This window comes from Tritonibacter aquimaris, from assembly GCF_009617595.1.
Classification (GTDB): domain Bacteria; phylum Pseudomonadota; class Alphaproteobacteria; order Rhodobacterales; family Rhodobacteraceae; genus Epibacterium; species Epibacterium aquimaris.
On record NZ_WIXK01000004.1, the window covers coordinates 13,236 to 26,100 of the forward strand.

A 12,865-nucleotide genomic window follows, 5' to 3' on the forward strand; every position below is an offset into this window, starting at 1 on the left:
CATATGTTCATATAAACTGCACCTATGGCACGTACCCAAGGTTCTCATTCCGATATCACCGGCCCTCGCATTCGCGCGGCGGCGCTCAAACTTTTTGCTCAGCACGGCTATGCCGCGGTTTCCATGCGTCAGATCGCCAAAGAGGTCGGGGTGCAGGCTGGGGCTTTGTACAACTATATCCCCGACAAACAAAGCCTGCTGCTCACGTTGATGGAAAACCACATGGAAGAGGTGCTTTCTGCCTGGCAAGAGACCGAGGCAGGGATCCAGCCTGATGATGTGATTGCCCGGCTTAAGACGTTTACCCGCTTTCACATCCGGTTCCACATGCAGCGGCCAGACGCGGTTTTTATCGCCTATATGGAGCTGCGCAATCTGAGCGAGGAAAACTTTGCCCGCATCGAAGCGCTGCGCAGTCAATATGAAGGCAAGCTGCGTCAAATCCTGCAAGATGGTGTTGCTTCAGGACGGTTCGAAATCAGCGACTCCAAAATCACCACATTGGCGGTGATTGGCATGTTGAACGGGGTCATCACCTGGTACCGCGAAGGCGGAAGATTGTCCCTGGATGAGGTCGAAGGCATCTATTGGAACATGGTGCAAAAGGCGGTGCTTCCGACGGCGATATAGGGATTTGAAAAACGGGGGCCAAATGGCTCCCGAATTTTATCTTTTCAGGCACGAAGCCGATATTATTTTGACCGCGTATCCGGGTGCAGTGCCGTGCCCAGAATGTGTTCGGAGCGATGGATCACATGGTGGGCTTGCCCCACGATCAGCGGATCAGGCTTGCCGACGATGTCATGATCCTTGTCCGGGTAATCAATGGTCGACAGGAAGTGGCGCATGCAGTTCAGACGCGCGCGTTTTTTGTCGTTTGATTTAATGATCGTCCAAGGTGCATCTGCGGTGTCGGTGTAAAAGAACATCGCTTCTTTGGCCTCGGTGTAGTCATCCCATTTCGAAAGGCTCGCCTTGTCGATCGGGCTCAGCTTCCACTGTTTGAGCGGATCAGTCTCGCGCGATTGAAAACGGCGGCGTTGCTCATCCTGGGTGACAGAGAACCAGTATTTGTAAAAGCGAATGCCAGAGCGCACCAGCATGCGTTCCATATCCGGAGTCTGGCGCATAAATTCGAGGTATTCATTGGGCGAACAAAAGCCCATGACCCGTTCCACACCGGCGCGATTGTACCAGGAGCGATCATAGAACACCATTTCACCCACGGTGGGCAGTTCTTTGATGTAGCGCTGATAATACCACTGGCCTTTTTCTTCCCAGGTGGGTTTGTTCAGTGCAACAACACGGGCCTGACGCGGGTTCAAATGTTCCATGAAACGTTTGATTGTGCCGCCCTTACCAGCCGCATCACGGCCTTCAAACAGCAATACAAACCGTTCACCGGTCTCTTGCGCCCAGAGCTGAACTTTCAAAAGTTCAGCCTGAAGTTGCGCTTTTTCGGCCTCATATGAACGGCGCGCCAGCTTACGCCGATAGGGGTATTTACCGCTTTCAAAGGCTTTGCGCACAGCCTCGGCACTTGGGCCTGCTGGTTTTGGTTTGGGCTCAGCAGCTTTTGCCGCAGGAGCAGGTGTTTCTTTTGGCTGTGTCGCGGGTTGCACGCTTTTTGCAATGGTTGCAGGTTTTGGCGCGTCTGGCTTTGCCGCGGGCTGGGGCCTGTTGGCCGCTGCGGGGGCTTTAGGCTCGATCTTGGTGACTGTTTCCATACGCACGTTCTCCTATCTCTCTTTGGGTTCGCGCGTATTTTGATAGGGCCGGATCTACCCCGCGTTGATCCGTGTCAATAAATTGTTACAAGATTGCATCCTGAATGAAAAATCCCCGCCGATCCGGGGCGCGGCGGGAGATCAGGTTTAATGCGCGGGGCGAATAAAGCTGCCGTTGCGCAATTCGCGAAAGGCCTGGCTAAGCTCATCCTGGGTGTTCATGACGATGGGTCCGTGCCAGGCAACAGGCTCTTCAATCGGAGCGCCGGAGATCAGCAAAAACTGCAAACCATCCTGCCCCGCCTGTACCGTGACCTCATCACCGCTGCCAAAGCGTACCAAAGTGCGGTTGCCAGACAGGTCGCGAATGTTCACCTCTTGCCCCATGACTTCCTTTTCCAGCAATACGCCTGTCGGAGCAGAGGCATCCACAAACATGCCCGCACCTTCAAACACATAGGCGAACGCACGGCGGTAGGTGTCGATTTTGAAGGTCTTTTTGACACCCGCAGGTACAAAAACATCAAGATATTGCGGATCTGCGGCGACCCCATCTACCGGGCCGGTTTTACCCCAGAAACTTCCTGCGATCACCCGCACACGGGTGCCATCATCGTCAATCACCTCGGGGATGTCAGTGCTCTGGATGTCCTGATAGCGGGGTGCACACATTTTCTGTGCGCTGGGCAGATTGCCCCAAAGTTGAAACCCATGCATTTGCCCGGCTGCATTGCCGCTTGGCATTTCCTGATGCAGGATGCCTGATCCTGCGGTCATCCACTGAATGTCACCGGCCCCCAGCGCCCCGGTATTGCCCAGTGAATCGCTATGTTCCACCGTCCCCGAGAGCACATAGGTGATGGTTTCAATGCCGCGGTGTGGATGCCAGGGGAAGCCTTTCTCAAAATCGCTCGGATGTTCGCCGCGAAAATCGTCAAACAGCAGAAACGGATCCAGCTCAGCGGGATTTTGAAAGCCAAACGCGCGGTGTAGTTTGACACCAGCACCTTCCAGGGTTGGGGTTGCTGTGCGGTGTTCCAGAACGGGGCGCAGGGACATTATGCCTTTCCTCTCTTGCAGGATCGATGCCTTATGATCCTCTATAGCTAGACTTTGCAGCCCCCAGTGAGTAGACGCAGCCAGACACGCCCCCTGTGTGTCACTGCACATGGGGCCCAATGGGAGACCGGCATGAGCAGTGAAGTCCTGACCAGCATTTCCGCATCCACCCCGCGCCGCATTCTGGGCGTCGGCATCTTGGCAAGCTTTGGCGCGCTGATCCTGTATATGGCCGCGCAGGGGACGCCCAGTCTTGGCTGGGGCGCCTTTATGGTTGCGCTGGGCCTGGGGGCGATTTGGCTGTCAATGCGCATGTGGCAGGCGACCAAGGCGCGTATCGATCTGACGGATGCCGGGCTGATAAGCTCGGACGGCACCATGATCGTTGCGCTGGATGAAATTGTGGGCGTAGAGCGGGGTGTGCTGGCGACCAAACCGTCCAACGGTTTTGTTCTGCGCACGAAAACTGCAGGGCCACGTCAGTGGCAGCCGGGGCTCTGGTGGCGGCTGGGGCGACGGGTTGGCATTGGTGGCGTAACGCCAGGCGGCCAATCCAAAACCATGTCTGAACTGATCGCGGTGATGCTGGCAGATCGCGACATCAAGTCTTCGAAAGATATGTAAAAAGAAACAGTCCCGGACCAAAAGATCCGGGGCTGTTTCTTTTTATTCTAGCGAGAGGCGTTAGCTGGATTCAGGGTCGGGTCCATCATTGTGGGCCGGGCCTGGTGTGATGATCCCTTCAAAGCGCACCAGCGGAGCAAAACGCGGCCGGGTGAACACGAAGTTTGAGATGTGGAACATCGACGCTGCCTGCATATCTTCGCGGCTTTGATCAAACCGTTCGTCACGCAGCTCAAGGAACACGGTTGGGAAGGGCGGCTGCACAACGTTATACGTTTCAACCAGAATGACCCGTTCCTGATCCGGCAAGGTTGGCAGTCTCGCCGCAACACCTGCAAGGCTGCCATCATTGCGTTCCAGATAGCGATCACCGCGCACCTTGGACCAATCCACAAAGTAGCGCTCTTCTTCTGCGTCCCAGCGAACAATCGTAACCCGCAGGGACAAGTCAGAGCCAGGGCGCACCAGCAAGCCAGCCATCTTGTGCATGCTGTCCATATACTCTTCGTTCAGCTCGCGGGTTTCGCGCGAAATCAGATCCGAAATCGTATAGGTGGCCTTCAGGTTGACGCTCTCTTGGCGGAAAGCTTCAAAGAAGGTGAAGATGACAGCGAAGATCAGCAGAACCAGCGGGGCGTAAATGGCGAATTCAACCGAGACCAGACCATCTTCGTCACGTTTAAAACGCTTGAAACTCATTGGAACAAACTTGCTAAGCATTTTATCTCGGCTCCTGAACATAAGCTGAAGCAGCAAACAGTTTCACGCGACCTTGATCGTCTTTCTCCATGAAAGCGCCAATTCCGACACCGCCGAGCATGGGCGTAAAGCGCAGGCAGGCACGTATGTACATCAGCTCATTGGATTGGCCGGTTTTAAATTCGCGCACTGGATTTACTTCTGTCACCCCTCCCGACTGCGTAACGCTATTGATGCAGTCCGGGGTGGGATCGATTTCCTGGCTCCAGCCAAAAGGATCCACCTGAACCAGCTCGATCCGCACCTGTTCGAGACAGTTGTCAATTGATCCAGCGCGGGCACAGACGAGATCTCGAAATTCATCATGCTGCATATTTACCCCGGTGTTCAGGCGCAGTTCACGAACCGCCATATCAAGAGAGCGTTCCAATAGCGCCCCACGCATCAACACAAGGCCCAGCTCAATCGTCAGAATTAGGATAAAGGCCAGCAGCGGGAACAGAATAACAAATTCCAGTGAGGCAGAGCCATCTTCGTTGCGCCGAAGTTTGCGCAGCTTTTCGATACAGGATGCAAAGATCATTGGGTCAACCTCAGCTGGCGGATGGAGGTGGCGATGGAGGCAAAGGCGTCAGAAATCTCTAGACCTTCAACATCAAAGAAATGGGCGTCAGAGCTCGCGCAATCGCGCAGCACGGCCTGGCCAGATTCAGGGGCTTCAAATCCTATGGTGTAGACCACAATGCCCTCGTCTTTGGCGGCGTCACAGATATTGGCTGTGCGGGTGTTCTTGCTTGAGTGCCCCACAGATGTGTATGCGCCGTAGTAGTAGGCATTGCGCGCATTACTGCGCCCCATCCAATCGGCATAAAGATGGTCGCTGACAAATCGCATATGGCTGCGTGCCCAAAGATCGATGTAGCTTAGCTGTTCTGCTGTGCCTGGCTCATCTTTGGTGCTGCAACCGTAGTAGTTGCAGCTGCGATAGGTACCATTGCCATAAGGGTGATCTTCCCAGCGACCTAACCCATCCCAATAGTACTCACCGGTGTTTGGATCACGGGTTGAATAGCGGTTTTCCTGTGAATTGTACCACACACCTGACTGTGCTTCGCGGAACTGATCGCGGATGAAATACTGGGATGTGTTCTGCCCATCCGTCATCAACACGATGATTTTCAGGGTTTCGGTGTCCGAATAGGCCGCAGGGCGGGTTGCAAATTCGGGATCGATAAACGGGCTTTCGCCAGTGGTGAGCGACTGCACAGTCGGTTGAAGACTGTCATCGAGCAAAAGCGTGCCCCACTTCATACCCAGGTCGATCGACGTATTGCCTCCGGCCCGTAGGTTTTCGATGAAGCTTTTGAGCGTTTGCGGGTCTTGTTGCAGCGGCAAAATCTCACGCAACGCACGATCATCACAGACCGGCAGCTGAACCAGTCCGGAAGATGCGCGATAGTCGCTGGAGTACCAAGGGCTGAAATGGAGCGTTTGCTCATATTCCTTGCCGATTGTCAGGTCGGTCCGGTCGAAATCCGAGGCGTCAAAGTTAATGCAGTTTGAGTATGAGTGCACCTCGTTGACATTAAACTCAGCAAACAGCTCATCCGGCACCGAAACCTGCGTCGCATAGGGCACGATCGACATCGACATCTTGCCCTCAATGGTATTGAGTCCGATGGCGTCTACGAATTCTTTCGCCGCGACCTTCAAATTGGGGAGACGGTTGTTCGAGTTCATGGATCCAGAGACATCCAGAACCAGTGAAATCTCGATGTCATCGATGCTTTCTTCGGCGCGGGCGTTCGCTTTCAAGGTCAAGCCAGGATCGCCAGCAAGACGCAGATACTGCGCGGCAAATGGCGTGGTTACTGTTGCTTCGACCTTTCTGTAGCCCTGGCCCATATCCACATATGGGTCTTGGTAATGCTCCCCGAGCCCAGATTTTTCGAGGTAATCTCTTACCACATCATTTGGATGAAACTGTTGGTCTAGATCTGCTGCAGCCAGTACCGCGCGGTCCAGCGTATATTGTAGCTCAGTTCGGTCGCGTTCGTAGCGCATCAGATCGATACCGATCCCGCCAACCATCAACATAAGCAAAATGATAAGAATGACTGGCACTGCCAGCACGCCATCTTCTTGGCGGCGGAACGATTGCCAGCTTTGCAGAGCACGCGCCGAGGTGGCTTGGCGCAATGGTCTGACGCAGAAAACTTTGGGGTCGAACGCAGACATAGTTAATGACCTGTAATGCCGACCGAATGCGAGTATTGCGCGTCTTCTGTCGGATTGGTTTCGAAAGATATTCTTTTTAACATATGATTTAAGATCATGACCAAAATGGGGCGCAATTGCGCCGTTATTGCCCTGCTTGATATGCGGGCGGTGGACAATCGCGCGCTTGGGTCCGGGGTTGTTTCTGGATCGGAAATTCACGCAAAGGTCGAAGGTATAACGATTCGTAATGAGGGTGATCAAGCGAATGAATTTCGCAGAAATTGCCCAATAAATTGGCAAAGTGTAAACTCTTCTATGCTCACACTGTATTTTTAAGCAGTGAGTCGTCCTCAACTTTTGGAGTAGGTGGAATGCACCTTCAAAAAGAACCCAGTTTCCGCGAAAGCGTGGATTTGATGTTCAACCGTGCGGTTGCGCTGATGGATCTCGCCCCGGGTCTGGAACAGAAAATCCGCGTTTGCAATGCGACTTATACCGTGCGCTTCGGTGTTCGATTGCGCGGTGAAATCCGCACGTTTACCGGATATCGTTCGGTACACTCCGAGCATATGGAACCGGTGAAGGGCGGTATCCGCTATGCGCTGGGCGTCAACCAGGATGAGGTTGAAGCGCTTGCGGCACTGATGACATATAAATGTGCCCTGGTGGAAGCGCCCTTTGGTGGCTCCAAAGGGGGGCTGTGCATTGATCCGCGTGAATATGAGGAGCATGAGCTTGAGCTGATCACCCGCCGCTTCGCCTATGAGCTGGCCAAGCGCGATATGATCAACCCGGCTCAGAACGTTCCCGCGCCAGATATGGGCACCGGCGAGCGTGAGATGGCCTGGATCGCCGACCAGTATCAGCGCATGAATACCACTGATATCAACGGTCGCGCCTGTGTTACCGGTAAACCGCTGAACGCGGGTGGTATCTCTGGCCGTGTCGAAGCCACAGGTCGTGGTGTTCAATACGCGCTGCGCGAGTTTTTCCGCCATCCAAAAGATGTAGCTGCGGCGAATCTTTCCGGCAAGCTTGATGGCAAACGGGTCATTGTTCAGGGTCTTGGGAACGTGGGCTATCACGCCGCCAAATTCCTCTCTGATGAAGATGGCAGCATCATCACCGGAATTATTGAACGTGACGGTGGTCTGTTCAGCGCAGATGGTCTTGATGTGGAAGCCGTGCACAACTGGATCGTCAACCATGGTGGCGTCAAAGGGTATCCCGAAGGCCAATATGTCGAAGATGGTGCCGTGCTTCTGGAAGAAGAATGCGACATTCTGATCCCGGCGGCGCTGGAAGGGGTGATCAACCTCTCTAACGCTGAGCGCGTCAAAGCTCCGCTGATCATTGAGGCCGCGAATGGCCCGGTGACTGCGGGTGCCGATGAGGTGCTGCGCAAAAAAGGCTGCGTTATTATCCCGGATATGTATGCCAACGCTGGTGGTGTGACTGTGTCCTACTTTGAGTGGGTGAAAAACCTCAGCCACATTCGTTTCGGCCGTATGCAGCGCCGTCAGGAAGAAGCGCGCCACCAGCTGGTGGTGGATGAGCTTGAAAATCTCTCGGCAGCCATGGGCACCACCTGGTCGCTTGATGGAACCTTCAAGGAGAAATACCTGCGTGGCGCGGATGAGCTTGAGCTGGTGCGCTCCGGTCTCGATGATACCATGCGCATTGCCTACCAAGCCATGAGCAACACCTGGCACGCACGCGATGACGTAGATGATCTGCGCACCGCCGCCTATATCGTTTCGATCGATAAAGTTGCCAAAAGCTACCGCGCCAAAGGCCTGTAAAATGACTCGGCGGTGAAATCCGTCGTGCACCAGAACGCGCCCCAGCTGTCTGTGGGCGCGTTTTTCAGTACTGGCATGAGTGTCGTCAATTCCGCCGTGGCACCTGCGGCTGTGCGCAGGTAATCTCAGTGGACCCAAACTGATTCCCGGAGCTTCTTCATGCCGCGTATTTTTTCGGCAGCCCTGCACCTGAGCGCAGCGGCCGTTTTGACCTTTTCAATGCAAAGTGCTTCGGCGCAAGACAGCAAAGAAGACAGCTGCCGCTATCAGGGGGCAGTCATGGCTGCGGTGCAGGATGCGCGGATGACGCGGGTGAAACAGGAGAAGGCTGAGGCCAACATCCTTGAAAGCGAACCCGACTGGCCCGCGCAATATTCCAAAGCGATCCCCCAGCTTGTAGAACATGTCTATGCGATGAAACGCAGAGACCTGCGCAACATTGACCTTGGCGCCGTTTTCGAAGAACAATGCCTGTCCAATTGGGATCAGATCCAGCAGTTGCAAAAAAAACTGCAGGCCCCCGCTGACTAAACACCTGAACTAGGACAATTTACGCACCATGGCTCTGCCGCCCGGCTTCCTTGATGAATTGCGCAACCGCATCAGCCTGTCTGATGTGGTCGGTCGCAAGGTGACCTGGGACCAGCGCAAAAGTCAGCCAGGCAAGGGTGATTACTGGTCACCTTGCCCGTTTCACCACGAAAAAACAGCATCCTTTCATGTCGAGGACCGCAAAGGGTTTTACTATTGCTTTGGCTGTCATGCCAAAGGTGATGCGCTGAAGTTTGTGCAGGAAAGCGAAAACGTGAGCTTCATGGAAGCGGTGGATATCCTCGCTGGTGAGGCGGGGCTTGAAATGCCCAAACGCGATCCACGCGCGCAGGAAAAACAGGACCGTCGCAGCCTGCTGGCCGAGGTAATGGAGCAGGCGGTGCAGTTTTTCCGCCTGCAACTCAATACCGGTGCGGGCACGGCTGCACGCGCCTATCTTGATCGCCGTGGGTTAAAGGCTCCGGCGCTGGAGCGCTGGGAAATTGGCTTTGCGCCCGATGGCTGGCAAAATCTCTGGGATGCGCTGCGCTCCAAAGGGGTTCCCGAAGATCTCATTATGGGCGCGGGGCTGGCCAAGCCCTCCAATAAGGGCGGCAAACCCTATGACACCTTCCGCAATCGCATCATGTTTCCGATCCGCGATGCCCGTGGCCGTGCCATTGCCTTTGGTGGGCGCGCGATGGATCCCAATGACAATGCCAAATATCTGAATTCGCCCGAAACCGAGCTCTTTGATAAGGGGCGCAGTCTTTATAATCATGGGCCAGCCCGGGCTGCTGCGGGGCGCGAAGCGCCATTGGTTGTCGCCGAAGGCTATATGGATGTGATCGCGCTGGCTGAGGGGGGCTTCACCGCTTCGGTTGCGCCGCTTGGGACAGCGGTGACGGACACGCAATTGCAGATGTTATGGAAAATGTCGGATGAGCCTATTATCGCCCTGGATGGCGATAAGGCTGGCATCCGCGCCGCCATGCGTCTGATCGATATGGCGCTGCCTTTGCTTGAAGCGGGGAAATCCCTGCGCTTTGCGGTGATGCCTGATGGCAAAGACCCCGACGATATGATCCGCGCCGAAGGGCCAGAAGCAGTGCAGGCGGTGCTTGATAAAGCAATCCCGATGGTGCGCCTGTTGTGGCAACGCGAAACAGAGGGCAAGGTTTTTGACAGCCCGGAACGCAAGGCCGCGCTCGACAAGGCGCTGCGTGAAAAGATCAAACTGATCCGCGATCCCTCTATTCGCCGCCACTATGGCGAAGACATCAAAGAACTGCGCTGGCAGCTCTTTAAAGGAAACCGCAGCGAGGGCTTTAAGCCGGGCGGCCAAAAAAACGGCGGCTATCAGAAACGGGCAGGGGGCTTTCGCGATGGTGGTCGCGCGCCCTGGCGCGGCGCGCCTGCGGGGCCAGTATCCACGACGCGGGCGTCCTTGCTGATGAACGCCGATGAACGCGCCTTTGTTCAGATGCGCGAGGCGGTGGTGCTTGCAACGCTGATTTCCACCCCTGACGTGATCGCAGAATATGAAAGCAACCTGGATCGACTGGAATGCCACGACAGTGATCACGCCATGCTGCGTGACATGATCCTGCGCTATGGCATCGATGCGCCCGAACGGCTGCGCGAAGAGATTGATTATAATTTGGGGCCCTATGCCCTTGAAAACCTCATGGCGCTGCGCCATGTGGCTATTAGTGCAGGCGTGCGTAACCCTGGCGATGTGGACACAGCGCAACTGGTGCTGGCCGAAGAGATCGCAAAACTCGAATCCGCGCGCGGCCTGAACGAAGAATTGGCAGAAGCAACCGATGACATTCGCGCGCTCGAGGATGAGGCTTTGACCTGGCGCGTAAGCCAGGCGGCTGAGGCCCGAAACAAAGCCGTGCGCAGCGAAAGTGAAGACCGTGCAAACTATGACATCGCTGACAATGGGGTCCGCCTTGACCGTGAGGAACGCGACAGTTTTGGCGCTTTGTTGGATCGAATCGGTTTCTCCAAAAAGTAGAAGCCAGGGCAAAACTGTCGTTTTGCTAAGGAAGTGCAAAAGAAAATTGGGTAAACGGGGTGACGAATCATTTGTTCACGCTCATGATTCGGAAAACCGAATCATAACTGCCCCGAATCCAGCCCCTCGTAAGGAGCATTGAATGGCCGCCAAAGATACTGACGACCGTAAACCTGACGACCAGGACGCCGAAATCTCACTTGATATGAGCCAGGCCCAGGTCAAGAAGATGATCGCGGAGGCCCGTGAAAAGGGCTACATCACCTACGATCAGCTCAACCAGGTGCTGCCTCCAGATCAGGTCAGTTCGGAACAAATCGAAGACGTGATGTCGATGCTGTCAGAAATGGGCATCAACATTATTGAGGATGAAGAGGCCGAGGAGGAGGAGAACAAAGGCTCCACCGAACTCGTGGCCACTGAATCCAACCGCGAAGTTGCGGTTGCCGGCGCTGGTGCTGAAAAGCTCGATCGTACCGATGACCCTGTGCGCATGTACCTGCGCGAAATGGGCTCGGTCGAACTGCTGAGCCGTGAAGGTGAAATTGCGATCGCCAAACGTATCGAGGCGGGCCGCAACACCATGATTCAGGGGCTTTGTGAAAGCCCGCTGACCTTCAAAGCGATCTCTATGTGGCATGACGAACTCCTCTCTGAGGATATTCTGCTGCGTGACGTAATCGATCTGGAAGCCACGTTTGGCAATCAGATGGACGAAGATGGCGACGTTGAAGAGCCGGTGATCGACACCTCTGCAGTGCAAGCCAAGCCCAAGGAAGGCAACAGCCAGCCTGAGCTGGACGCGGACGGCAACCCGATCCTAAACAACGACGATGACGACGACGATGATGATGATCAGGCCAATATGTCTTTGGCCGCGATGGAAGCTGCGCTGAAAGACCGTGTGCTTGAATCCTTGGAGCGCATTTCATCCGATTACTCGCAATTGTCGGATATGCAGGACAGCCGGATCTCGGCAACGCTGAATGAGGATGGTTCTTTCTCCGAAGCGGATGAGGCACGCTATCAGGCGCTGCGCTCAGAAATTGTTTTGCTGGTGAATGAACTCCACCTGCACAACAACCGTATCGAAGCGCTGATCGACCAGCTTTATGGCATCAACCGTCGTGTGATGTCGATTGACAGCTCGATGGTGAAACTTGCCGACCAGGCCCGCATCAACCGCCGTGAGTTTGTCGAAGCTTACCGTGGTCGTGAACTCGACCCCAACTGGCTTAGCGACATGGCGCAAAAGCCGGGTCGCGGCTGGCAGATGTTTATTGAGCGTTCGACCGAAAAAGTCGAAGGTCTGCGTGCAGATATGGCGCAGGTCGGTCAATACGTCGGTCTCGATATTTCGGAATTCCGCCGCATCGTGCAGCAGGTACAAAAGGGTGAAAAAGAAGCCCGTCAGGCCAAGAAAGAAATGGTCGAAGCCAACCTGCGTCTGGTGATCTCGATTGCGAAGAAATACACCAACCGCGGTCTGCAGTTCCTCGACCTCATTCAGGAAGGCAACATCGGCCTGATGAAGGCGGTGGATAAGTTCGAATACCGCCGCGGCTATAAGTTCTCGACCTATGCAACCTGGTGGATCCGTCAGGCGATCACGCGTTCGATCGCGGATCAGGCCCGCACCATCCGTATCCCGGTCCATATGATCGAAACGATCAACAAGCTGGTGCGGACCGGCCGTCAGATGCTGCATGAAATCGGTCGCGAACCAACGCCGGAAGAATTGGCCGAAAAGCTGCAGATGCCGCTCGAAAAGGTTCGCAAGGTGATGAAGATCGCCAAAGAGCCGATTTCGCTCGAAACCCCGATCGGCGACGAGGAAGACAGCCAACTGGGCGATTTCATCGAGGACAAGAACGCCGTGCTGCCGCTCGACAGTGCCATTCAGGAAAACCTCAAGGAAACCACCACACGGGTTCTGGCCTCGCTCACGCCGCGTGAAGAACGTGTTCTGCGGATGCGATTTGGCATCGGCATGAACACCGACCACACGCTTGAAGAAGTGGGTCAGCAGTTCAGCGTAACCCGCGAACGGATCCGCCAGATCGAAGCCAAAGCGCTGCGGAAGCTGAAACATCCCAGCCGAAGCCGCAAGTTGCGCAGCTTCTTGGATCAGTGATCCGGTAAATGATCAGAGCGTCCCACAAGGGGCGCTCTTTTCTATT

The 12,865-nt window shown here is 55.1% G+C and carries 11 protein-coding genes; 6 read left to right on the top strand and 5 right to left on the bottom strand.

Annotation, left to right across the window (positions count from 1 at the left end; all coding sequences use genetic code 11):
* The first annotated feature begins 24 nt into the window (after nt 1-24).
* A complete protein-coding gene (locus GG681_RS08360) occupies nt 25-630 on the top strand; it encodes a TetR/AcrR family transcriptional regulator (protein WP_153547068.1) in 606 nt (201 codons plus the stop codon).
* A 62-nt stretch (nt 631-692) separates the two neighbouring features.
* On the opposite strand, the gene ppk2 is transcribed toward GG681_RS08360, so the two are convergent.
* Entirely contained in the window at nt 693-1,727 is a 1,035-nt protein-coding gene (gene ppk2 / locus GG681_RS08365) for a polyphosphate kinase 2 (protein ID WP_153547070.1), read from the bottom strand.
* A gap of 147 nt (nt 1,728-1,874) precedes the next feature.
* On the bottom strand, nt 1,875-2,786 hold the full coding sequence (locus tag GG681_RS08370; RefSeq protein WP_153547072.1) for a pirin family protein: 912 nt from the start codon (nt 2,784-2,786) through the stop codon (nt 1,875-1,877).
* A 132-nt stretch (nt 2,787-2,918) separates the two neighbouring features.
* Between GG681_RS08370 and GG681_RS08375 the strand changes: the two genes are divergently transcribed.
* A complete protein-coding gene (locus tag GG681_RS08375) occupies nt 2,919-3,410 on the top strand; it encodes a hypothetical protein (protein WP_153547074.1) in 492 nt (163 codons plus the stop codon).
* A gap of 60 nt (nt 3,411-3,470) precedes the next feature.
* Here the strand turns inward: GG681_RS08375 and GG681_RS08380 are convergent, their stop codons facing one another.
* Genes GG681_RS08380 through GG681_RS08390 form a run of 3 tightly spaced genes read right to left on the bottom strand, consistent with a single transcriptional unit; the run spans nt 3,471 to nt 6,347 of the window.
* Entirely contained in the window at nt 3,471-4,109 is a 639-nt protein-coding gene (locus GG681_RS08380; protein WP_235899820.1) for a TadE/TadG family type IV pilus assembly protein, read from the bottom strand.
* Between the two features lie 22 nt (nt 4,110-4,131).
* On the bottom strand, nt 4,132-4,692 hold the full coding sequence (locus GG681_RS08385; protein ID WP_153547078.1) for a TadE/TadG family type IV pilus assembly protein: 561 nt from the start codon (nt 4,690-4,692) through the stop codon (nt 4,132-4,134).
* Nucleotides 4,689-6,347, bottom strand: a complete 1,659-nt coding sequence (locus tag GG681_RS08390) for a TadE/TadG family type IV pilus assembly protein (RefSeq protein WP_153547080.1) — start codon at nt 6,345-6,347, stop codon at nt 4,689-4,691. Before GG681_RS08390 ends, GG681_RS08385 begins: the two co-directional genes overlap by 4 nt.
* Before the next feature lie 353 nt (nt 6,348-6,700).
* Between GG681_RS08390 and GG681_RS08395 the strand changes: the two genes are divergently transcribed.
* From GG681_RS08395 to rpoD, 4 genes are all read left to right on the top strand, one after another.
* Entirely contained in the window at nt 6,701-8,131 is a 1,431-nt protein-coding gene (locus GG681_RS08395) for a Glu/Leu/Phe/Val family dehydrogenase (protein ID WP_153547082.1), read from the top strand.
* Nucleotides 8,132-8,290: 159 nt separating this feature from the next.
* A complete protein-coding gene (locus tag GG681_RS08400) occupies nt 8,291-8,662 on the top strand; it encodes a hypothetical protein (RefSeq protein ID WP_153547083.1) in 372 nt (123 codons plus the stop codon).
* A gap of 28 nt (nt 8,663-8,690) precedes the next feature.
* Nucleotides 8,691-10,685 (top strand): DNA primase, encoded by a 1,995-nt coding sequence (gene dnaG / locus GG681_RS08405; RefSeq protein ID WP_153547085.1) that lies wholly within the window; start codon nt 8,691-8,693, stop codon nt 10,683-10,685.
* A gap of 142 nt (nt 10,686-10,827) precedes the next feature.
* On the top strand, nt 10,828-12,819 hold the full coding sequence (rpoD, locus tag GG681_RS08410) for an RNA polymerase sigma factor RpoD (RefSeq protein WP_153547087.1): 1,992 nt from the start codon (nt 10,828-10,830) through the stop codon (nt 12,817-12,819).
* Nucleotides 12,820-12,865 lie beyond the last annotated feature (46 nt).

What these genes read in the sequence shown, in the direction of transcription:
- GG681_RS08360 (WP_153547068.1), top strand. Translation starts at nt 25, where the DNA reads ATGGCACGTACCCAAGGTTCTCATTCCGATATCACCGGCCCTCGCATT.
- ppk2 (WP_153547070.1), bottom strand. Translation starts at nt 1,727, where the DNA reads ATGGAAACAGTCACCAAGATCGAGCCTAAAGCCCCCGCAGCGGCCAAC.
- GG681_RS08370 (WP_153547072.1), bottom strand. Translation starts at nt 2,786, where the DNA reads ATGTCCCTGCGCCCCGTTCTGGAACACCGCACAGCAACCCCAACCCTG.
- GG681_RS08375 (WP_153547074.1), top strand. Translation starts at nt 2,919, where the DNA reads ATGAGCAGTGAAGTCCTGACCAGCATTTCCGCATCCACCCCGCGCCGC.
- GG681_RS08380 (WP_235899820.1), bottom strand. Translation starts at nt 4,109, where the DNA reads ATGAGTTTCAAGCGTTTTAAACGTGACGAAGATGGTCTGGTCTCGGTT.
- GG681_RS08385 (WP_153547078.1), bottom strand. Translation starts at nt 4,692, where the DNA reads ATGATCTTTGCATCCTGTATCGAAAAGCTGCGCAAACTTCGGCGCAAC.
- GG681_RS08390 (WP_153547080.1), bottom strand. Translation starts at nt 6,347, where the DNA reads ATGTCTGCGTTCGACCCCAAAGTTTTCTGCGTCAGACCATTGCGCCAA.
- GG681_RS08395 (WP_153547082.1), top strand. Translation starts at nt 6,701, where the DNA reads ATGCACCTTCAAAAAGAACCCAGTTTCCGCGAAAGCGTGGATTTGATG.
- GG681_RS08400 (WP_153547083.1), top strand. Translation starts at nt 8,291, where the DNA reads ATGCCGCGTATTTTTTCGGCAGCCCTGCACCTGAGCGCAGCGGCCGTT.
- dnaG (WP_153547085.1), top strand. Translation starts at nt 8,691, where the DNA reads ATGGCTCTGCCGCCCGGCTTCCTTGATGAATTGCGCAACCGCATCAGC.
- rpoD (WP_153547087.1), top strand. Translation starts at nt 10,828, where the DNA reads ATGGCCGCCAAAGATACTGACGACCGTAAACCTGACGACCAGGACGCC.